We start from the raw sequence: 22,952 nt of genomic DNA, 5'->3' as shown, positions 1-22,952 counted from the left end.
TAAAGCGCATTCGAAGAATTATGAAGAAATACGGCATTGTCTGTTCTATAAGGAAAGCCAATCCTTATAAAAAAATGTTCATAGCAAACAAAGAACATAGGGTTGTACCAAACCAGTTGAATCGAGCATTTAGACAAGATATTCCTGGAAAAGTTCTTCTCACAGACATCACCTACTTATTTTACGGTAAAGGTATGAAAGCTTATTTATCAACGATTAAAGACAGTTCTACTAATGAGATTTTAGCCTATCATATTTCCGAACGAATGACATTAGATTTGGCTACGGATACACTTCGCAAGTTAAAAAAGAACAGAAGAGTTAAGCTAGCTGCTGGAGCCTTTATTCACTCTGATCAAGGAGCACATTATACCAGCCCCATTTATCAGAAAATGGTTAAGAAATATCGATTAGGACAATCAATGTCTAGAAGAGGGAACTGTTGGGATAACGCTCCACAAGAATCATTTTTTGGTCATTTTAAAGATGAGTCATACATTAAGCCCTGCCAAACGTTGGAAGAATTAAAAAAAGAAATTAAAAGGTACATGACTTACTACAATCATTACAGATACCAGTGGAATCTAAAAAAGATGACCCCTGTTCAATACAGAGATCATCTCCTTGAAATAGCACAGGCTTCTTAAAATTGTCCTTTACAAAGGGTACACATTAACCCACTCATAGCGGGCTTTAAAACAAGGAAACGGCTACGCTCATTGCTTAAAGGCCACTGAAAATCAACTTTTTTAGTAGCCTCTGTAAATCCGCATTTTTTTAATAAGCTATTAATTTGTTTCTACGCAATCAGAAAAAAGAACCCCTATCATTACAGCCAGGACAGTCATAATAAAAATTCATTTACAATCCTCATTGTAGGCGCTCCCTCCTTAACTTTTTACCTTTCAACCACTCTTGCCACACTATGCCCACACTTCTTACAATTCCCTTATTATCAAAAAATAGTAAATCTATTCTATGGAAAAAGTACTTCTTGCGTAGCAGACTGAATTTCGTTAAGCTGATACATATTCTCAGAAGTTACTTCTTTCATGAGCTCTATTAGCCGGTAGTGATGGGTAAAGAAAATAATTTGCGTTTGTTTTGATAGGTCGATCAAAATTTTCAATGTTTCTTTCGACCTTTCGTCATCAAAGTGCACGAGAATGTCATCGACGATAAATGGGATCGGTTCATTTTCTTTAACGTATTTTTCAATACTTGCTATTCGTAGTGCCAAATAGAGTTGGTCTGTTGTTCCGTCACTCATGCCTGATACTGGAATTCTTTCATCTGCATTACGAATGCCCATTATCACCGGTTGGTCTTTTCCGTCATATTCCACAATGATCCCATCAAAGGATTGTAGCGTTAACCTTTGAAAAATTTCACTAGCACGTTTCATAATTGGACTTTGATTTTTTTCACGGTAGAACTCAATTCCTTTTTTTAATAACAAAGAGGCTAATTTATGGTTCATGTATTGGTCCGTGTAGTGGGTGATTTTCGCTAGAATACTTTGTTTTTCCTCAGCTGCTTGAACGGATGCAAAGTTCGTTCCTTCGATTTTTTCATTGTATTCTTTTTTCACAACACCATGGGCTTGTTCTATTTCAGAACGTTTTTGGTCTAAATCAGTTCGTTTTCGACTAAGTTCTGCTAATTCAAACTCAATCATATCTTTATCGGCATTTTCTGCTTCATCAAGAAGTTCCGCAATCGTTCGTCCGTTTCCTATCTCCATCAGCTGTTCCTCAAGTTGCCGAATTTTATCTGTATACTCGACTTTTTGTTTAAATGCGGCTTCTACCTTTTCAAGTTCTTCTAACGTTTGACAATTTGCTTTTTCCTTCAGCTGTTCTAGCTTAGCATTGGCCTCAACTAGCTCATCAACTGCTTCTTTTTTATGATCTTCTGCTTGTTTTAGTTGTGTTTGCAAAGTATCAATTGTCACCTGGTCTTGAGATGCTTTTTGCAGAGCTTGATAGATTTTGTTAACTGCGACGTCCATTTCATTTTCAACTAGTTCGTTAACAAGTGATTGGTTAAGACTTCTAACCTTTTCTTCAAAATTTATGATTCGAGCTTTGATTGTCTTTATTTCTTCTTTTGCCTGCGTTAAGTCATCAAAGCTGCATACACAGAACTCATACGTCTCAAGCAATTCTTTTACGACAGTAGGAGTCGTCTCCTTTGACAGAGCCAGTCCCTCTAGTGCTTTTTCCCAAGCCACTTTCCATTCATTGATCTGCTGAGATGTTACTTCTTTTTTTTCATGAGCTTTCTCTAGTTTCTCATGTAAGCCGTTCATGTTTGCAACTAAATGATTCCGCTCATTTAATTGTTCAGTTCGTTGTTTTTTTGTTTTCTCAGCTTGAAGCATAAGTTCCTCGAGAGATGATTCATTAGGAATAAACTCCATTGATGATAGAGCTTCTTCTAATGACGTTTTTAACTCCACTCGTTTTTCCTCAAGCATCTGTACTTCGTTTTCCGTTCTTTGTTGATCATGAATTAAGGCGAGGATTAGTTCATACCGCTCGAGCCATTCCATCATTTCTTCTGGTGTTAACGGTTTGATCTTTGTTGCCTTCCATTCTTTTGCCCAGTCTTCTTCCCATTGTTTTCGTTCAATCTCAAGTTTCGTACGGTCATCTGTTAGCCTCATAAGCTTTATCTTACTTGTTTCAATGTCCGCACTAAACTTATTCTTTTCTCCTAGTTTTTCAGCTTCTCTTCGCATTTTGTCAGCAATATTGTCTGATTCATGGATGCTTTTTTCAAATGCCATGTCAACTGGAAGTCCGTTTGTAAACTCTTTAAGTTTTGCATCTTCAAAGTCACCAGTATTCAGTTTCGTTCGAATAACTAGCCAGCCTGAATCACGACGATTTCTTGATTCTCTTAATACATCCTCAGTCGGGATATCAGCCAGAGATTCAAGCTCACGAATTCTCTTTTCATTTTCTTCAATTAATTCGTTTTCCGACTCAATTTTATCATTTGTTTGTTGAAGCTGATTAGTTACATCTTGAAGTTGTTTCTGATACTTCTTTACGGTCTCAGTTAAATTGGGAACTTTCAGCTGGAGAAGCTCTTCACTTGTTCCATCCCATAGTGGGAGCATGTGAATTGAGTCGTTGATGTCTGTTTCTATTTCTTTTACTTGGGCTCGCTTTTCTTTGAGTGTTGCTTCCACTTTCCCTTCACTCTTGATTTTATCCATTACATGTTCAAGTGTATCGACATTAGCCAATTCACCAATATCTTCCAACTTTTCTGTTTGTTTCTTTAGCTCCTTTTGAATGGAAACAAAATCGCTTGTCACTGTTTTTAGCTGTTGGTCTAAAAGTGGTTTCTGTTCACTTAACTCTCGAACCATTTTCTTTTTCTCAGCAGATACTCGGTACTGATTCACATTCGCTAAGTCTTGATTCGTTGCATCAATCTCTTTTAATGACGAACGAATGCTTTGTTCTAACTGTCTGTGTTCTCCTTCTAAAATAGGGAGCTGTTTCACATCTTTCCGATAGCCCTCAGCTTCTCGATACAATGATTCAATTACAGCCGTCTGATCGAGCAGCCCTTCAGGCATCGAAATACCTTCTAATTTATCTTTTATTTCTTTCAATTGATCTTCTGCTTTTTTCTTAGCTTTTTGCGCAGCTTCTGCCTTTTGGAGATTTTCTTTTCGAATCTCTTTTACTTGTTCTGGCAAATCTGGAACATCGCTAAGTTCATCTCGCTTCTTGATTAAGTCATTTAGAAGTGCCATTTTAGGTAGCGTTTGTTCTAAGCGTTGATACTTGCTTTCTTCGCTTCCTATTGCTTTGATTTCTTTTAATAATGTTTCTATTTCCTTTTTTCCCTCAACATACGTACGCTCTAACTCTTTCCACGTTTGAATCTTCAACTGATTTTCAGCCATCGTTGTCGTTATTTCTCTTTCTTCCTTTAACGCTTGATTAATCTCAGGCTTTGAACCACCTTTTAAATAAAGACTACGAGACTTCTTTTCTAACTCTTCCAACACGTTTTTAAGAACACTTATACCTGAAGCGGCTGAAAATAAGCTTTCACCGACATTCCCATTGCTTTGTAAGAGGCTTTCTCCACCTTCGCGCAACCGAACATGATCGAGTGCGAACATATTGAGGAAGTGCTGCTCTGACATTCCGTTTAAAAAGCCATGTACTTTTTTTTCATCTATCGCATTATTGTTCACATCTAACACAGTATTCTTTTGCCCTTTCCGGCGTACGAACTGTAATGTTTCACCCTTTGTATTTTTTAACTGACCTTCAATTCGCAATTTCTGATTGCTATGTAAAAAGGAGTCCGTCGTTTGTCGTGGGAAACCGTACAAGAAATTTGAAACGGAACGAAGAATCGTACTTTTCCCTGCTTCATTTGGTCCATAGATCAAATGGAAGTGTTTTTTTTCTTCGAACAGTAATTTATAGTTGGTAAAATGACCAAATGCTAGTAACTGTAAATAATCAAATCTCATGACGTTTCCACCCCTGCTTTCGTTGTTAAATAATGCAGAATTAAATCTTCCACTTCATCTAATCTTGATTTCATTAACGTCGTGTCAGTAAAATCAAATCCTTCCTCGCCACTTTTCAATTCATGAGGCAAGGAATTTTGTAAATCCTTAAACTCTTCCAGTAGCAATTCTAATGTATCTTCCTCACCTGTTACTGTATCGAGAAATTCTAATATACTCGCTACAGGTGTATGCTGCTCTTTTAGTTCATCCAAATCAATTTGACGACGCGTCTCAAATTTGATTTTTTCAATCCAGACTTCTCCATACCCAACTTCGATTGCCATGGACCGTAAATTATTGATGACATGTTCCTTATCAACTATTAATTCATGATGTACTTTACTTGAGCCTATGATACGCATACGAACAGCTAAGAACCGCCCTTCAGCCTGCTGATACGACTGCACTAATTGCTCTCGTGCAGCTCCAATCAAATCATCAACGGTGTCTATTGTTGATGCATCAACTTCACAAACCTCCCACCTTAGGACATCTAATGAATAATGTTCGTATGACTCCACTTGGCCGTCCTTTACTTGTACGATCGTACAGCCTTTTTTTCCAGGTTCTCGGATATGTCTCCCTTGGATATTACCTGGAAAGACAATGACAGGATTGTTATCATATAACACCTCACGTAAATGAATATGTCCTAATGCCCAATAGTCATAGCCCTTTGCACGTAAATCCTCTACCGAACACGGTGCATAACTTTCATGTCCTTCTCGACCCGTTGCGCTTGTATGTAAAAGACCAATGTTAAAATATCCATCTACCTTTTGCGGATATGCTTTTGCAAGATTATCCGTCACCGACCTTGACCTGAACCCTTGTCCATGGAATGCCACTTTTAATTCATCATTTATTTTGGTTGTTGGTTGATCCACTGAGAATTCAATCAAATTATCTGGTAACTTTAATTCCTTTGTGATTAAACTTTGTGCATCATGATTCCCGCGAATTAAATAGACTTTAATCTTCTCTTTTTGCAAACGAATCATTTGGCTAATAAAAAATAACCCGGTATAATAGTCCTTCCAATCACCGTCATAAAGATCTCCTGCAATGACAAGAAAGGAAACGTTTTTCTCAATTGCTAGATCTACTAAATTTTTAAATGCATCCCTTGTTGCATTGCGGATTCTTTCAACCGGTGCTCCTTCATACTTTTCCAATCCTCTTAATGGACTATCGAGATGGATATCAGCTACGTGAATAAACGTGAAACCCAGATTAAACTCCCCCTCACTTAGGATTGTCTTGGTCTTCTACAAATTGTAATACCAATTGAAACCTAAATATTCTAGTACCATCATCCCACCTTTTACCACTTTCATCAATGAATACACCTAGTACCTTGTAAAAAAAACAATCTCATACATAATCCTTAGAAGCTAGTCGTTACAACCTTCCATTCATACTCCTTCAAATATTTAATCGTTCCTTTTACATCTAGTTCATGCTTACTATGCATCTCATCTTTTAATTGGTCAGGTAAATAGCCTGCAAATTTTCTGATGAAATCTTCTTTTTCTTTTTTAGCTTGCAAAATGGTCTCTTCTGACCATTTTGTAAGAAGTAACTTTCGAAGTAACTCAGTAAGACTCCCCTCATATTCAAAGATGATTCTTCCTAATGGATCCCTACTCTTTACATTCACGCCTAGTATTTTCATCATCCAATAGAGAGTCGTCGTGATTTGCGTAGAAGTAAACGTTTCGATTACAGTTCCAAACTCATTCGATCAAAATTCGGATAATAATGATTAAATGGTCGCATTGAACACTTAGGAAATGTTTTATTTGCATATTGTAAGGATTGTGTAACAAATTGATGAGGAGACTGACCGTAATAATAAAAATCATAATGGGAAGAACTTTGGCTAAATTGATACATTTTTTCGAGTAATTGAGGAGGGGTCAATACATGTTTACATTCATCGAGAATGATCCTATTTTCATCGTAAAAATCTTTCGATGTCACGAATCCTTCGTTTGGTTCTTTCTTCCTTTTTGCCCCAAATAAATTTTGAAACATGAACTCCCCCCGTTTAATGTTTGTCTTATCTGCCATATGAACGTTCTTGTAACACTTAGGAAAAGGATCTTCTATTTCAATTAAAAGTATATTTCGTATTTAGTATCGGCACAGCCATCAAACTTATTCCTAATTTTAACAATCGATATACAGAACGGGTTATACATTATAATGACTCTTCTGCAGAAATCTTTTTCATACATAAACGAATGTATGAATAAATACATTAATACTTATTTCCATAATAGTTTTGGAAGTTTTTAGTGATAACTGGAGCGGATTAGTTACATTGTGTAATTGGGATGCGAATTATACAGTGGAATAGTAGAATCATAAGACTTATCTAATTAAACCATATTTCACGAAAAATTTAGACCAACTAGTAAGATTTTGTTGCATAGTTTTTAGAAACCTTTACAGACTTTATGTCGTAAAGTGATGGAGCTTTGCTCGTTTCAACCCTTTACGTATCATTGTTTCCTTAACCTTTCATTACTTATAACATAAGGATTGAAGTTCAGTGTCTCGGATTTTCAAGGAAATCCTTTCCGCATTTTCTATTTTATTAGCATTGTAGTTAGAATAAATTCCTTTATAATAGAGAATGTATTACAAATTAATACGCAAATAATTTAGTACCGTACTAAGCGGGGAGTTAGCGGTGCCCTATACTCGCAAGCCGCTGTAGCGAGGCCAAATCCCCTCTTTAGGTATTGTTATCACTTGGTCTGACTTAAGTAAGTGGTATTGATGCTTGGGTTCTGCGCAACGGAAACCCATGAATCCTGTCAGGTCTGGAAGGAAGCAGCAGTAAGTGGTCCCTTCCGTGTGCCGCGGAGTCACCTAGGCTGAGCTAACTACTTAGGTAGCGCAAGTGATGCAATATCGACAGAGGGTGTACGGTAGTAAATTGTTATAGAAAAAGCAATCACGTGAATGTGATTGCTTTTTTGTTATGGAACGGCAATGGTCCTGAATGAAAACACATGGTCAAGTGCCGTCCCCCCTCCATCAATTATTTATAAGATCTTACGCTTCAATCGAATCGACAAACTTTGGGCGTGCCAAGCACCTAACCTTTCTATATTATCTAAATTCCAAAAGATACATTTAATATATTGCTTATCTGAATAATGATTGCTTTAATCAAAGAAAGGTACTTTCAATTTTTAGGATCCATAATGACAGATCAATCAAAAGGCAAGGTAATAACATTTTCAGCAGCCTCTGTTGGAACTGCTGCGATTGCGGGACCTGCACTTGGAGCAATCGTAAGTGGGAGGTTAGGTCTTGATTCTTTGTTTTCTTTGATTACTTGCCTAATGTTTATGTTTCCATTATTAGCTATCATGTAATGAAAGATTTTCAGTTATCCAAGGTGATTGATTTCCAACATGCCTTAAACAGTCAACGTTATCATGACCACCCTTCTTTTTCACTAACAAAACCACTTCTCTATTCATACATCTCTATATTTTTATTATTATTCACTTTAGGGATACTAACGTTTGCATTACCTTTAAAAGTAGATGAACTACATTTAAATACAGAATTAACAGGTCCTTTGTTGAGCGTGTTTGGAATTGTAGCGATCCTTATCTTTATTCTTCCTACCAATTCTCTCTTTGACAGTTTAAGAAAAACGCAACTTATGACGATGGGATTTATGACAATATCTATTTTTAATAGGCTCTATAGTCTTACTTTTTGTTGTTCCTTTGTTCCATTTGATTGTAAAGCTTAAATCATGTATCCTTTGACATTACGTTACGGAAACAAGGGCGACTTATAAAAGTCCACCTTCGATCACAAACATAAAAAGCATGTGCGTACTTTCCAATACGCACATGCTCATATACTATAAACTTAAATGAATATAAATCGTTTCATCTTTTATTTCTACTTTATACTTTTTTACACATCCGACATCTGGTGCCTGCACTTTCCCATCATTCACATTAATCTTCCAATCATGCAAAGGACAAAAAACATGATCGCCACTAACAATCCCTTCAGATAAAGGGCCTTTTTTATGCGGACAGCTATTTTCAATTGCTTTTACAGACCCATCTTTTTGTTTAAACAGGGCAATCTCTTCACCAGCAACGTTTACTCTTTGGCCGATGCCCACAGATAAGTCTGACAGTTTAGCTACTTCTACTTTTTTTACCGTTTCTATATTACCCATATTTCTATCTCCCCCTCTTATTATGAAAGCACTTCTACTTGTTTCTTTTTAAATTCTTGCTGTTTGTCCTCATTTTCTACGATTTCTTTCCATGGATCCTTACCAGTAGAAAGAGCAATGTCCATTCTCTCAATTAGGGCTTTGCGTCCTTCCTCATCTTCTAGAACAACTTTCTTCATTAGATCTAACCCTACACGCTCAATAAAGTGTGAAGTACGCTCTAAATATCTAGCATTTTCTCTATAATATTGCATAAAAGCACTGATTGTATCGATGATTTCTTCTTTTGTTTTTACTTTACAGAACAAGTCACCACCACGTAGATCGACACCACCGTTACCACCAACGTAGAGCTCCCATCCTCCATCTACTCCAACAACACCAAAGTCTTTAATGCCTGACTCTGCACAGTTTCGTGGACAAGCCGATACAGCCATTTTTACTTTATGCGGTGTATTAATGTACTCAAACTTCTTCTCAAGTTCAACACCAAGACCAATAGAATCTTGTGTACCGAATCGGCAGAACTGTTCTCCGACACATGTCTTAACCGTACGAAGCGCTTTTGCATAAGCAGAACCAGATCTCATTCCAAGGTCGCCCCATACGTTTGGAAGGTCTTCTTTTTCAACTCCAAACAAGTCAATTCGTTGTCCTCCCGTTACTTTTAAAAGGGGAACGTTGTACTTATCAGCTACATCGGCAATTTTACGCAATTGATCTGCATTCGTTACCCCACCATACATTCTTGGGACAACTGTGAATGTACCGTTATGGTTAATGTTTGCATGCACACGCTCATTGATGAAGCGTGATGTTGGATCATCTTCATTTTTAATTGGGTCAACCATTTTTAAATAATAGTTGATTGCCGGGCGACATTTTGAACATCCTTCATCTGATTCCCAACCTAGAACATTCATGACTTCACGTGGATGTGTAAGGCCAAGCTCACGAATTTCTGCCACGACTTCTTCATGCGTATGCGTCGTACAGCCACACATTGGTTCAGGTGCATTTCCTACTTCTTCTCCTGTAGTTAACGTTAATAGATCAGCAATCAGTGGTTTACATCCTCCACATGAACGGCCTGCTGTCGTACATTGTTTTACTTGCTCAACCGTCGTCAGACCATTTTCTGTGATTGCTGAACAGATGTCCCCTTTTGACACCCCATTACAGTCACAAACGTTATCACTATCAGCCATAGCAACAACTGGACTAACGGGTGCTTCCCCGCTTTCAGATGGAAGAAGAGCGACTTTGCTCATGCCAGAAATGTCATCGCCATTTCTCATCATGCTTAAAAGACGAGTGGAATCAGACGTGTCACCGAATAATACGGCACCTATCACTTTATTGTCTTGAACAACGACTTTTTTATAAATGCCCTCAAATTCATCATGAACGCGGATTGCTTTTGTCTGTTCTCCGTCTTGGAACTCGCCTGCAGAGAATACACTCACACCAGATACCTTTAATTGAGTATAAACAAGTGATCCTTCATAGCCATGCTCAAGCGACTTGTCTTCTGAACAAATATGAGCAGCTAATACTTTCCCTTGTTCATAAAGCGGTGCAACAAGTCCATAAGCAATTCCTCTATGCTGTGCACATTCTCCAACTGCATACACATTAGGGGCACTTGTTTGCATGAAATCATCAACCACTATTGCTCGTTCTGTCGTTAGGCCTGCATCTTGTCCTAAAGCAATATTCGGTTTAATCCCTACAGCCATCACAACAAGATCAGTCTCAAAGCTAGTGCCATCCGTAAAATCAATTCTTTCTACCCGGTTTTCTCCGATAATTTCTTTCGTGTTCTTTTGCAAGTGAAACGTCATTCCTTGCGCTTCAAGCTGTTCTTTTAACATTTTTCCTGCTTGCTCATCTAATTGGCGTTCCATCAAATAATCAGCGATATGAATAACATCAACTTCCATATTTAAGTTGAGTAAGCCACGTGCTGCCTCAAGTCCTAGTAAGCCTCCACCGATAACGGTCGCCTTTTTATACTTTTTCGACGTATCAATCATCGTCTCACAGTCTTTGATGTTACGGAAGGCGATAACTCCTTCTTTGTCCGCTCCAGGTAATGGAAGCATAAACGGATTTGATCCTGTTGCAAAAATTAATTTATCGTACGGGCGCTCTACTCCATTTTGACTAACGACAACTTGATTTTCTGTATCCACCTTAACAACCGGATCTCCTGTCATTAATTCAACTTGATTTTCTTCATACCAGTTATAATCATTTAAGACAATATCATCAACAGTCGTATCTCCTTGAAGAACAGAAGATAACAAAATTCGGTTATAGTTTGGGTGTGGCTCCTCCCCAAAAACTGTGATATCAAAGCGATTAGAATCGTTCTTTAAAATCTCCTCAATTGTACGAATTCCAGCCATACCATTTCCAATAAGCACTAGTTTCTCTCTCATTTTTACATCTCCCTTTATATAATATTCATCTATTTAAATGAAGCAACTGACTTCCTAGCAAGAACCTCTTTTTTAACTTTATCTTGCTTTGCTCTTTGAGGACTGATTATCCAATATAAACATCCAAGGAAAAAGGTTCCACCTACAATATTTCCAAGCGTCACCGGCACTATATTGCTGATATAACCAGCTAAAGTAACCGTGTCTGGACTCGGGTGAATAAGAGCTAAACCTAAGATTGCCATGTTGGCGATGCTATGTTCATAGCCTGAAACGATAAAAGTAAGCAATATCCAAAGAATCATCATAATTTTTGCTGCATCATTTTTCGTTCTTAATGTACACCAGATTGCTAGACACACAAGCCAGTTACACAAAATCCCTCGAAAGAATAACTCAGACGTACTTAAACTCATTTTATTTGAGGCTACCACCATTAAAAAATGATCGGTAGAAATGCCAGAGAACACACCAGAGAAAAAAATTAAAATACAAAATAACGAAGCTCCCATGAAATTGCCTAGGTAACACCAAATCCAGTTCGTAATCATATCTTTCCAAGTTGTTACTCCAGACAAAGTACTAACGGCAAACACCATATTATTGCCCGTAAAAAGTTCAGCTCCCGCGAAAGTAATTAACACTAAAGCAACTCCAAACGATAAACCAACTAACAATGATGCTACCGGAGTTGATAACTCAGAAAAGGCACCCCCAACCGAAAAGCTCAATACAACCGCTAGTCCGATATATGCCCCTGCTAAACTGGCCGAAATTAAATACCTAACTAAACTTGTATCTAATAGTTTCTTTTTTTCTAGGGCCAGTCCATTCAATGTTTCTATTGTGTCTTTATACATGCTGTCTCTCTCCTAACCTTGCTTTTTTGATAGTGTAATCATAGCCCCCCAAAAAAGAAAAAGTTAACTTCTATTTAATAAAGCAACATTTGAAATACTGGTTTAATCCTATACTACCGAGTGGGAATTTTGTTGATCTTCGTCATATTTTCTTACATTCTTTTTTGAAGATAGTTTCAAATTTTTTTGGTTGTTATTATATAGAACCTTATATTGCAAAGCTTCATTGTTAAAAGGTTTAAAAGAAAAGGAATGGATTATCTTGAGTATGTGGAGCTTGTTGTCGTTATACAAAACATGAATCTTTGTGAACCTAATTCAGTGGTATTGTTATATTCACAAGGAGAGGAAAGTCAAACAAAATCATACTCCTATTATCTGTTAATTTTCAAACTTATTATCTACTTGAATTTCATCTACTACTAATCTCAAAATATCTGCGAAATCGAAATTTAATCGACTATCTAGAATAATTCTATGAAAAAAAAATCAAAAAGTGCCTAGCTCTCACAGTTTTATAGCTTTAACGTGATGGGGTAGGAACAGGTTCAATTTCCTCAATCTTATTATACACATGACAGTTTTTTCAACAGTTTACCTTACATTATCTGACATACTTTTTTCTATGTTAAGCTAATGGTTTCTTATCTTTATATAGTTTACAATGCACTTTACTACTCATATCCAATTTTGCCCATAACATGTCTCTTTTTAATACAAACCCAATTTCGTCTCATCCATTCGGTCCAAATAGTAAAGGTCTCTTTCATTTTCTTCATGGGAATTTTAAACATTATTTACATAAAATTAACTGACAGCACGATGTTTCATTGTACAATGATTATAGGCAGAGCGACAGCAGTGGTCGCTACGACTGACAGCGAAGGCGGGGCTGGCAGTGCTTTTTTATATACGTTTCATTGAACGATTGTGTCTTCACTGACACCTTGAATGCCTGGACGTAAACAACAAACTCCTTTTCTTCAATGATAACTGATAGATTTAGTGACTTATACTTGATAAGAAAGACATACAAGGAATCTCCTATTAGATAGCTTGGTAACCTTTTTATCTCACTTCTTTTTAAAAGATTCTTTTGAAGACTACTGAATGATATTGATATATAAGAATGTGCTTATATATCATAGATATTAATTCCCTTCAACAAGTGTTTTTTGGTTAAGATATTGTAAAGAATTCTCATTCTCTACTAAAAGACGAATTCGACTAAATATAATAATCCCTTAGAATTACTGGAGGTGTTTGATCAAAATAAGAGAACCGTCCAAAAAAGGAGAGTTCTCTAAAAATTCTTTAGGGCAGGAACGTCAGCAAGTTGGCAATTTATTATCTGGAATAATATCAATAGGAGGTATAGAATTCTCTTCGTCAGTCTCATTTACATTTTCCCCGCATTTAGGACAACCAATTTATTCTTCTTCTATGTAATAACCCACATAGCCATTAGTACCTTCTTGCATCGAAAAGAATTATCAATAAATAAATAGCTCCTCATACAAACCTAAGAACAAACACTTCCTTAACTTATCTAACTACTTCATACAGCACTTCTTATACTTCTTTCCACTCCCACACGGGCACGGATTATTTCGACCGGTTTTCGTGTGATTTCTTATATCAACAACCTTTGAGTTGGTTTGATTGGTTGCAAAAGGTGCTGATGGTAAAGGATTTAGATGTTTCTTTTCTACTTGAGATAATTCACGTGGAGTATGTCCTTTTAACACCCACATCCGCGTATTGTTATGCAAGTCCATAATCTTGTCTGTTACTTCCTGTACGAACTCAAAGGATGGAAATTCGAGCTGACTTTGTAAGTACTGAAGCATCATTATTGGCTGAGCATCCATGTTGATCATATTAATAAATTGCATGGCAATCTTATCCGACTCTTCATTCGTTAAGTCAAAGTGTTTTGAGATAAAACGAAGTAAGCTATTCATTGCAGGCGTTTTTTCGATATAATTTGGCTCTCCAGCTTTTACTAGTTGTTTCTTTGTAAACCGGTAGTTACTGATGCTAGATCTCATATTATGTTCCTCTATCAAGTGCTCTGGATCAAACACTCGATGATCATGGATGCCATAAGCTGAGTATTGAGCTTGTCCATAATATTCAATTGTCAAAAATAGCATATTGAAATACTCAATTGGATTAACCTCTGCTCCTGTTAGCTGCTGAATCTTATCCAGCATTTTCCCTGAATCCATTATTCCATAATAATAAAGCAAACCATGTATAAGCCGGGTCCATTCGGTATTGCGACGTACAATTTTTTGAAGTTCAAACCCATCCACTTGTGAAAAGGTGTGCATCAGCTCCATCGGCATGAACAGCACGTTTTCGTTACGATACTTACCAGGAAACAGAATGCTATATTCCTTTAGCACTTCTATTTTAGAAAATGACAAATTTGGATCACTGATATAACCTTCATTCTTGATAATTTGCCGGACTAGTTCATATCTTTCTTGATCGAATGTATAAATAGTATCTTCAAACAGTGAGGGAATTTGGTTAACGAGCTCAGCTGCTAATTTACTTTTGTTCAAGGAGCTTGCATTTTTTATACGCAGGCTTTTCCGTATTTGATCCATGTCATTTTTGGTCAGCCTACTAATCGCATCAAAAAGTGTGCATGGAATGTTGGTTTCTTTCCACGCTTGTTGTTCCCTTTTACTTTGTAGCTGTCGATTGTGAGCTTTTGCACCTTCTACTGCTTCTATTAAAAGGTCTTTCGTTTTGTTATCGCTTTTTTTATCCATGAAACTCGCCTCTGTTCTATTCGTCGTTCCTTTTATTTTAGTAATAATTTGTTGTATATGCAAAAAAAGAGCGTATAGAGAGAACATGCTAACAACAAGTTCACGAGATTTATCCTAAGGAACGCTCCTTTGAATTTGATCTATTAATAGCCAAGCTCTCTTTATCCAATCAAATAAAATCCTACCGCTTGTAACGCGAGGGCACTGAGCGTAGCATGTTGCCTTGTTTTAAAGCCCGCTATGAGTGGGTTTCTCATAGCAGGCGCGCAACGTGCGGAGCCATTGCCGCTTCCTCGATGGACTTTTTCAGTGCCCTCTTGTATCGCCGGTAGGATTTTTTTAAAGGTAGGATGTTAAAATCTGATCGTTTGAAGCTGATTTAACAAGCTTGGGGTAATGTCTTCTGCTTCCTCTTTATCTAGCAAATGTAGAGTGAATACTACAAAGTGACCATTGATTTTCTTAATGACGACGCTTTGTCGAACGTCGGAATTAGAACTAACCATATATAATTCAGACCCTTTGTAAAAAGGGTGTAGGTTTTGTACACGTGTCACTTCATGAACAGGACCTGTTACTTGTAAATATTGTTGCGCATTTTTCTTTAAGTACTTCAATTCAGCTTGGCTGTCAGCAAGCTCAACTCTTACAAAAAAACCAGGATCTCTATTCGCGAATAATTGATATTTCCTTGGTTCTTCCTCAACAAATTGATAACCATTTTGAACGGTCATTTTTATATCCCTGTTATCAGCAGCCGTGCTTTTCGTTACTGCGAGCTTTTTTCCTAGAAAAATTAAATTTGTCTGTACGTTGTTCATTTCTTTTAGTTCATCAACCGTCATCTTATACATTCTTGAAATGCTATAGAGCGTATCTCCTTTTTTCACTTCATAGTGCATAGCATTTGCATCCTGCACATTCAGTTTCTGACTTGGGAAAATAAGATTACTCGTTAGGTTGTTCATTTCTTTTAGTTCATCGACAGTCATCTTGTACGTTCTTGAAATGCTGTAAAGTGTATCTCCTTTTTTTACAGAATACGAAACAATGACTCCATCTTTTAATTGTAGGTTTTGACCTGGAAAAATAAGATTACTTGTTAGATTGTTTATTTGTTTTAATTCATCAACAGTTATCTTATTTTCTAATGCAATCCGATATAACGTATCGCCGCTTTTCACTTCATACATTTCTGCAGCAGCACCGTGCGCAAATCCGAGCATCGCTGTTAGTCCTACTAATAACGCCACCATTTTGATTCCATTCTTTTTAACATTAAACATTTACATGCACCTCTTCTTAGTTAGTAAATTCTAGTTGCTTTATATATGTAACGATGAACGATGCAAGTAAGTTACGGCTTGAACAAGCCCAAATTCGTATAAAGATCCCCCCTATTAAGAGGCAACTGAAAAAGGTTGCTTTTTACCTTTTTCAGTTGCCTTTAAGCAATGAGCGTAGCCGTTTCCTTGTTTTAAAGCCCGCTATGAGTGGGTTTCTCAATCCGCGGGCGCGCAACGTGCGGAGCCATTGCCGCTTCCTCGATGGACTTTTTCAGTGCCCTCCGGCTTTTACCTTTCATTCCTCTTAAATCACTGGGGAACTTAATAATTAATCGATAATTTTCCAGAAATCAGGTTTTACTCTATACTCGTAATCAAAAACAAATGGTGCATTCTACTCCTACTTCACCACTATACTTTCTAGCACGGTTATCGAGCCATGTATGGTTATCGGCCATTCTTCAAAAAGTTACTCTGCTGATATCAGCACCCAATTCTTCATACAATTCGAATATTTGATTGTAACGTTCCGCCTAGTCTTGAAGGTCTTCCTCTGGAATAGCATCATATGATTCATAGGCATTATCTGGCGGCCAGCCATTTAAGCAGTCATACTAAGGTCCAATCCGTATGTAAGTAACACCCCAAACAAAAAGAGACGCAATAGAATACAAGCGTCCCCAAAATAGATATATTATTCTAGTAAGCAATCATTCATTATTTTTCTCCTGATTCCTGATCATATAAAGATAAAATTTCTTTAACAAAGATTAAGAAGTTACCTTTTGCTTTCTCAGTCGTCTCGATTACTTCATCATGAGTGAGTGGTTGATCTAAGATACCTGCAGCCATATTTGAAATACATGAAATTCCAAGTACTTTGATATTGGCATGACGTGCGATAATGACTTCAGGGACTGTAGACATCCCAACTGCATCTCCACCGATTTGTCGTAACATTTTAACTTCAGCAGGGGTCTCATACGATGGTCCTGTATTCCAAACATAAACACCTTCTTTTAAAGGAATGTCCAATCTCTCTGCTGCTCTTTTGGCTATTGATTGAAGATCACCATCATAAGCTATTGACATATCAGGAAAACGTACTCCTAATTCAGTGTCATTAGGTCCAATTAACGGATTTTGACATGCATTATTAATATGATCTGTAATTAACATCAAATCTCCTGGTTCTAGGTTTGTATTAACTCCTCCCGCTGCGTTCGTAACAATTAATGCATCGACCCCTAACTCTTTCATCACTCGTATAGGAAATGTCACCTTGTCCAACGTATATCCTTCATAAAAATGAAACCTACCTTGCATCGCAATTACATTTAAGCCCTCGATAGTTCCACAAACTAACTGACCAGCATGACCTTCTACAGTAGAAGTCGGGAAACCAGGTATATCACTATAAGAAATTTTCACTGGATCCTTAATTTCTTCTGCTAGTACCCCTAACCCTGAACCAAGAATCAAACCTACTTTAGGAGTTTTCAAAAGAATCCTATTAATGTATCTAGCAGCTTGTTCAATTTGTACCTTCATTCACTTTATCCCCTTTACCTTAATATGACTAAAATGTATTGAAACATTTCATAATATATAAAGTTCCTTTTAAATGAATTACTTTATATGCTATTCTGGAAGTAAGACGTCCAACAACTACTTTCATTATAAATTATTTCAACTAAATGTAAACCTTTTCTTTACTTTCTTTTAAAGGAGTCGATGAAAAAATGAAAAGAATTCTTATTACAGGAGCCGGATCAGGTCTTGGAAAAGAGTTAGCCCTCTCGTATTGTCGTTTGGGGCATAACGTAATCTTGCTAGGAAGAACCAGATCCAAACTAGAAATAGTAAAAAATAAAATTCAACAATCAAGAGGTAAAGTAGAAGTAGCTATTTGTAATATTTCATCAGAAGTGGATGTACAAAAAACAGTCGATGAATTACTTACAGAAGGGAACATTGACTTGTTAATTAACAATGCAGGTGTTGGTTACTTTGGTCCATTACAAAATTATCAACTACCTCAAATCAATGAAATGATAGATACGAATATAAAAGGAACGATCTATTTATCAAAAGCCCTCCTACCCCATTTTTTAAAACAAAATAGAGGAAAAATTATGAATATCATTTCAACAGCTGGACAAAAAGGAAAAGTAAATGAATCCGTTTATGTCGCCAGTAAATTTGCGATCCGTGGTTTCACTGAAAGCTTAGTAAAAGAATTGGAACAAACCCCTATTATTGTCACAGCTGTTTATATGGGTGGAATGGATACTCCATTTTGGGCAAATACAAATCATATAAAAGATCAATCCCGCCTTAAAAACCCGAAAGAAATAGCAAAAATTATTCTTGAAAACGATCATAATCAAAATGAGATTTTTATAAATTAATATGTATTAGAACTTCACGCGTTTCCTGAAAACACTAAACCTAAATTTATCTGCTCTAAAGAAATTTATCGAATATAAAACCGGATTTTCATGTAAATCATAATGTGTCTGCTTCAATACTAATAACGGAGATTCCTTTTCACATTGTAAGACTTTTGAAATTTCTTCATGATAGCCTATCGTTTCTATAAAAGCAGTTGCATAACTAATTGTTACAGCTGCTTTATCATCCATAAAATCAAATAATGACTCGTTTTCAAATACAGAATCTTTAGGTATTAAATGCTCAGGAATTTTATCAATACAATATACCATAGGCTCATTATCAGCAGTTCGAATTCGTTTCACAAGAAATACTGACTCTTGGTCATCCAGTCTTAATTCACTTTTATCCTCTTCAATTGGATCGACATAACCAGAATATAAAAGACGAGTACCTGGAGTTTTCCCTTCCTCTTTTATCATATCTGTGATACTTATTAACTCCTCAATCCCACTCGAAAAAATCGGCTTTCGATTAATAAATGTTCCTATTCCATGCTTTCTAATTACAATCCCTTCCTCTTCTAAAATTCGAAGTGCTTCTCTTAATGTTGTGCGGCTAACTCCTAAGTCTTTTGCCAATTTATTTTCAGAAGGTAACTTTTCACCCGGCTCTAATATACCGCTTTCAATATCTTTCTTAATCTTTTCAATAATTAAGAGATATCTCGACCTTTGATATCCATCTAAAGACATTACCATACCTCCAAAAAAAGTTATATTATTACAATTTAAATTTTACAGTGTTGTCCAACAACAATCAAGGCAAAGTAACTCCCCAACTCTATCTAAAAAGAAAGCGAATCAATAGGTTAGCCAAGCAACCTTACCGAAAGGCTTCACAATAAAACACCTCACGGAAATTCCCCAATCCAAGAGGTGTTAAGATCATTATTTATTTAAATCTTCTGGAGAAAATGCACCAGGTAACAGGTCATGTACCGTTATTTCATGTTTGTCTCCATTAAGATTAGAAAGAATGACTGTCATATCTGAACTACATAATTCCGATATTACTTGCCTACACGCTCCGCATGGAGGGACTGGTCTAGATGTATCAGCAACAACAGCTAGCATCGTTAACTCTTTTTCACCTGCAGAATAGGCGTTAAATATAGCAGAACGCTCTGCACAATTACACATGCTATAGGCAGCATTTTCAATGTTACAGCCATGAATGACTTTTCCGTCCTTTGTTAGTAATGCTGCCCCTACTTTAAATTTTGAATAAGGTGCATACGCCTTTTCTCTTGCCTTAATCGCTTCTTCCACTAGTTTCATTTTATCCATACTGGAGAACCCCCCTATTAAAGTATTGATACAACCTCTTTAACTAAGCGCATAAATTGAGGCTTTGTTCGATTCGCCACTTCTACCACTTGATCATGTGTAAGTGGTTCTAAGTCTTCACCAATTGCCATATCCGTTATACACGAAATACCAATAACTTTCATTGCCATATGGCTAGCGACTATGACTTCAGGTACTGTTGACATCCCTACAGCATCTCCACCAACTAGTCGTAACATCTTTAGCTCGGCAGGTGTCATATACGTTGGACCTGTTATGCCTGCATATACTCCCTTTTGAATAGAAATATCGAGCTTCTTAGCTGTTTCTTCAACAAATGAAACCAACTCTGGTGTGTAGGCTGCACTCATGTCTGGAAAGCGTGGTCCTAACTCTTTTTCATTTGGACCAATTAACGGATTAACCCCTGTCATATTTAAATGGTCTTCAATAATCATTAAATCACCAGGCTTAAACGATGAATTCATTCCCCCACATGCATTTGTAACAACGATTGCTTCTACACCAAGCTGTTTCATCACTCGTACAGGAAAAGTTACTTCCTGCATTGAATATCCTTCGTAGTAATGGAATCGGCCTTGCATGGCAACAACTTGCTTACCATGTAATTGACCAATCACTAACTGACCAGCATGCCCCTCAACTGTAGAAACTGGGAAGTGTGGAATCTCTGAATATTTGATTTTCGTTGGATTTTCAATTTCATCTGCTAGCTCACCAAGTCCTGAACCGAGAATTAAACCGACTGTTGGTTGCTCTGTAATTAAGTTATGAATAAAGTTAGCTGACTCTTTCATTTTCCCAAGTGCATTTTCCATTCGTCATTTCTCCTTTTGTTTGAGACTAAAGTTTATCCAAAAAGCTTTTACCGTACTGTGGCATTTTCACTTGAAAGTTTTCAGCAATCGTTGCCCCAATATCTGCGAATGTTTGTCTTACACCTAAATCAGTTGATTCTTTTTGACTTGTGCTATGAACAAGTAATGGCACGTATTCACGCGTATGGTCGGTACCATGGTGAATCGGGTCATTACCGTGGTCTGCGGTGATGATTAATAGGTCATTCTCTTGCAACTTTTCAAATACTTCAGTTAATCGAGCATCAAATTCTTCTAACGCTTTTCCATAACCAATTGGATCTCTGCGATGTCCATATAAAGCATCAAAATCAACAAGGTTTACAAAACTTAATCCCGTAAACTCCATATCCATGGATTGAAGTAACTTATCCATACCATCCATATTAGATATAGTACGTAATGTATCAGTTACTCCTTCCCCGTCATAAATATCTGAGATTTTCCCGATTGCAATCGAACTAAACCCTTCGTCCTTTAATTCATTCATCACAGTTCTTCCAAATGGCTTTAATGCATAATCATGACGATTGGATGTTCTTTCCCAAGCCCCTGGTTGACCAATAAACGGACGCGCGATCACTCGACCAATCATGTATTTCTCATCTAACGTTAATTCTCTAGCTATTTCACAAATGTCATAAAGCTCCTCTAAAGGAACAACCTCCTCATGTGCCGCAATTTGTAAAACAGAGTCAGCTGAGGTATACACGATTAAATCTCCAGTGTTGTAATGGTGTTCGCCTAACTCGTCAAGAATACCAGTACCCGATGCTGGTTTATTTCCAATTACTTTTCTACCAGTTTTATTCTCTAATTCTCTAATTAGCTCTGGTGGAAACCCATCAGGGAATGTTCGAAAAGGTTGCTGAATATTAAGACCCATAATTTCCCAATGCCCTGTCATTGTATCTTTTCCATTAGATGCTTCTTGCATCATTCCATAATGACCTATTGGCTGGGCCACCTTTTCTATACCATTTATTTCACGAATATGACTTAATCCGAGTTTAGCGAGATTAGGCATATGTAATTCACCCATTTTCTCTGCAATATGCCCTAATGTATCGGCACCTATATCATTGAATTGCTTTGCGTCAGGGGCTTCACCAATTCCAACAGAGTCCATTACAATTAAAAACACTCTTTTATATTGTTTCATGCTATGACTTCCTTTCTCTCGTACTTTCTAAATAACACAACTCGTTGGAGGTCCAACATCTAATCTTTAAAAAAACTTATAGTTTAAATACACTACTTGCGATCATTCCACCTAAGTAAACTCCTGCTACACCTAAGACTCCTGCTAAAACTGGCGGTGCTGGTAATGGAAGACGTAGAAATTTAAACGTAACACCTATAATAATTCCTGCTAGTAAACTCAATAATAGTTCTTTCATAAAAAACCTTCTCCTCTAATCTTTTTTTTATTTAATAGCTGGTACTCGATGTTTCGCCTTTTACAATTGACACCCCTGAACTTGCGCCAATTCTGGTTGCACCTGCTTTGACCATCATCTGAACATCTTCAATATTACGAATACCTCCAGAGGCTTTCACGCCAATTGATGGCCCAACAATTTCTCTCATTAATTTAATATCCTCTACTGTTGCTCCTCCAGTTGAAAAGCCTGTTGATGTTTTTACATAATCAGCACCAGCTTGAACAGCTAGCTGACAAGCACGTATTTTTTCTTCTTCCGTTAACAAGCATGTCTCGAAAATGACTTTTACAAGTGCTCTTTCACCCGCTGCACGAACAACCGCTTCAATATCTTTTTTTACTAATTCATTATCTTTATTTTTCAATGCCCCAATATTAATAACCATATCAATTTCTGTTGCACCATTTTCGATAGCATCTTCTGTTTCGAATCTCTTCACCTTTGAAGTTGAAGCACCTAATGGAAAACCTATTACCGTACAAACTTTAACGTTTGTCTCTTTTAAAACTTCATAAGCTGCGCTTACCCAAGTTGGATTCACACAAACCGAAGCAAATTGATAAGCTTTTGCTTCTGCTGCTAATTTAATAATATCTTTTTCTGTTGCAGACCCTTTCAATAATGTATGATCAATGATGTTGGCAATAGTTGCAGTCATCTTTTTCACCCTTTTATGTTTTTATTTATTTAGTAAATCATAGTCGTTGGACATCCGACATCTATCATATCAATA

At 36.9% G+C, this 22,952-nt stretch carries 19 protein-coding genes and 1 other RNA gene; 4 read left to right on the top strand and 16 right to left on the bottom strand.

Features of this window, described 5'->3' with window-relative positions:
• Positions 1-647, top strand: a 647-nt coding sequence (locus SAZ04_RS06685) for an IS3 family transposase (protein ID WP_332692931.1), incomplete at its 5' end; no start/stop codon positions are given.
• Positions 648-976: 329 nt separating this feature from the next.
• On the opposite strand, the gene SAZ04_RS06680 is transcribed toward SAZ04_RS06685, so the two are convergent.
• From SAZ04_RS06680 to SAZ04_RS06665, 4 genes are all read right to left on the bottom strand, one after another.
• Positions 977-4,510 (bottom strand): AAA family ATPase, encoded by a 3,534-nt coding sequence (locus tag SAZ04_RS06680; protein ID WP_332692928.1) that lies wholly within the window; start codon positions 4,508-4,510, stop codon positions 977-979.
• On the bottom strand, positions 4,507-5,769 hold the full coding sequence (locus tag SAZ04_RS06675) for a metallophosphoesterase family protein (protein WP_332692969.1): 1,263 nt from the start codon (positions 5,767-5,769) through the stop codon (positions 4,507-4,509). Before SAZ04_RS06675 ends, SAZ04_RS06680 begins: the two co-directional genes overlap by 4 nt.
• Before the next feature lie 170 nt (positions 5,770-5,939).
• A complete protein-coding gene (locus SAZ04_RS06670) occupies positions 5,940-6,230 on the bottom strand; it encodes a hypothetical protein (RefSeq protein ID WP_332692925.1) in 291 nt (96 codons plus the stop codon).
• Positions 6,231-6,274: 44 nt separating this feature from the next.
• Positions 6,275-6,589 carry a hypothetical protein gene (locus tag SAZ04_RS06665; protein WP_332692922.1) on the bottom strand — a complete coding sequence of 105 codons (315 nt, stop codon included), beginning with the start codon at positions 6,587-6,589 and terminating at the stop codon, positions 6,275-6,277.
• Positions 6,590-7,227: 638 nt separating this feature from the next.
• Between SAZ04_RS06665 and ffs the strand changes: the two genes are divergently transcribed.
• Together ffs and SAZ04_RS06655 are read left to right on the top strand one after the other, a co-directional pair.
• An RNA gene (ffs, locus tag SAZ04_RS06660) (signal recognition particle sRNA large type) lies at positions 7,228-7,492 on the top strand.
• Between the two features lie 278 nt (positions 7,493-7,770).
• Entirely contained in the window at positions 7,771-7,944 is a 174-nt protein-coding gene (locus SAZ04_RS06655) for a hypothetical protein (RefSeq protein WP_332692919.1), read from the top strand.
• Between the two features lie 503 nt (positions 7,945-8,447).
• Here the strand turns inward: SAZ04_RS06655 and nirD are convergent.
• From nirD to SAZ04_RS06625, 6 genes are all read right to left on the bottom strand, one after another.
• The gene (gene nirD / locus SAZ04_RS06650) at positions 8,448-8,777 is read right to left on the bottom strand and encodes a nitrite reductase small subunit NirD (protein ID WP_332692916.1); all 330 of its coding nucleotides are present in this window, start codon (positions 8,775-8,777) and stop codon (positions 8,448-8,450) included.
• 20 nt (positions 8,778-8,797) lie between these two features.
• Positions 8,798-11,221, bottom strand: a complete 2,424-nt coding sequence (gene nirB, locus SAZ04_RS06645) for a nitrite reductase large subunit NirB (RefSeq protein WP_332692913.1) — start codon at positions 11,219-11,221, stop codon at positions 8,798-8,800.
• A 29-nt stretch (positions 11,222-11,250) separates the two neighbouring features.
• Complete coding sequence (locus SAZ04_RS06640) at positions 11,251-12,081, bottom strand: formate/nitrite transporter family protein (RefSeq protein ID WP_332692910.1); 831 nt, start codon at positions 12,079-12,081, stop codon at positions 11,251-11,253.
• A 1,553-nt stretch (positions 12,082-13,634) separates the two neighbouring features.
• Positions 13,635-14,867, bottom strand: coding sequence for a YecA family protein (locus SAZ04_RS06635; protein ID WP_332692907.1), 1,233 nt, complete (start codon positions 14,865-14,867; stop codon positions 13,635-13,637).
• Between the two features lie 353 nt (positions 14,868-15,220).
• Positions 15,221-16,153 (bottom strand): LysM peptidoglycan-binding domain-containing protein, encoded by a 933-nt coding sequence (locus SAZ04_RS06630; protein WP_332692905.1) that lies wholly within the window; start codon positions 16,151-16,153, stop codon positions 15,221-15,223.
• 717 nt (positions 16,154-16,870) lie between these two features.
• Complete coding sequence (locus SAZ04_RS06625) at positions 16,871-17,704, bottom strand: purine-nucleoside phosphorylase (RefSeq protein ID WP_332692902.1); 834 nt, start codon at positions 17,702-17,704, stop codon at positions 16,871-16,873.
• A 191-nt stretch (positions 17,705-17,895) separates the two neighbouring features.
• Between SAZ04_RS06625 and SAZ04_RS06620 the strand changes: the two genes are divergently transcribed.
• Positions 17,896-18,564, top strand: a complete 669-nt coding sequence (locus tag SAZ04_RS06620) for an SDR family NAD(P)-dependent oxidoreductase (protein WP_332692899.1) — start codon at positions 17,896-17,898, stop codon at positions 18,562-18,564.
• A 6-nt stretch (positions 18,565-18,570) separates the two neighbouring features.
• Here the strand turns inward: SAZ04_RS06620 and SAZ04_RS06615 are convergent, their stop codons facing one another.
• The 6 genes from SAZ04_RS06615 to deoC all read right to left on the bottom strand — a co-directional run bounded on the left by SAZ04_RS06615 (position 18,571) and on the right by deoC (position 22,877).
• Positions 18,571-19,302, bottom strand: coding sequence for a GntR family transcriptional regulator (locus SAZ04_RS06615; protein WP_332692896.1), 732 nt, complete (start codon positions 19,300-19,302; stop codon positions 18,571-18,573).
• Between the two features lie 195 nt (positions 19,303-19,497).
• Entirely contained in the window at positions 19,498-19,896 is a 399-nt protein-coding gene (locus SAZ04_RS06610; protein ID WP_332692893.1) for a cytidine deaminase, read from the bottom strand.
• Positions 19,897-19,913: 17 nt separating this feature from the next.
• Positions 19,914-20,735 (bottom strand): purine-nucleoside phosphorylase, encoded by an 822-nt coding sequence (locus tag SAZ04_RS06605; RefSeq protein ID WP_332692890.1) that lies wholly within the window; start codon positions 20,733-20,735, stop codon positions 19,914-19,916.
• 25 nt (positions 20,736-20,760) lie between these two features.
• Positions 20,761-21,936 carry a phosphopentomutase gene (gene deoB, locus SAZ04_RS06600; RefSeq protein WP_332692888.1) on the bottom strand — a complete coding sequence of 392 codons (1,176 nt, stop codon included), beginning with the start codon at positions 21,934-21,936 and terminating at the stop codon, positions 20,761-20,763.
• A gap of 76 nt (positions 21,937-22,012) precedes the next feature.
• Positions 22,013-22,174 (bottom strand): XapX domain-containing protein, encoded by a 162-nt coding sequence (locus tag SAZ04_RS06595; RefSeq protein ID WP_332692860.1) that lies wholly within the window; start codon positions 22,172-22,174, stop codon positions 22,013-22,015.
• Between the two features lie 31 nt (positions 22,175-22,205).
• Positions 22,206-22,877 (bottom strand): deoxyribose-phosphate aldolase, encoded by a 672-nt coding sequence (deoC, locus tag SAZ04_RS06590; protein ID WP_332692859.1) that lies wholly within the window; start codon positions 22,875-22,877, stop codon positions 22,206-22,208.
• Between the last annotated feature and the right edge of the window lie 75 nt (positions 22,878-22,952).

It is taken from the genome of Halalkalibacter lacteus (assembly GCF_036663595.1).
GTDB lineage: Bacteria > Bacillota > Bacilli > Bacillales > Bacillaceae_D > Halalkalibacter > Halalkalibacter lacteus.
This window is presented reverse-complemented; position numbering and strand designations above follow the sequence as displayed.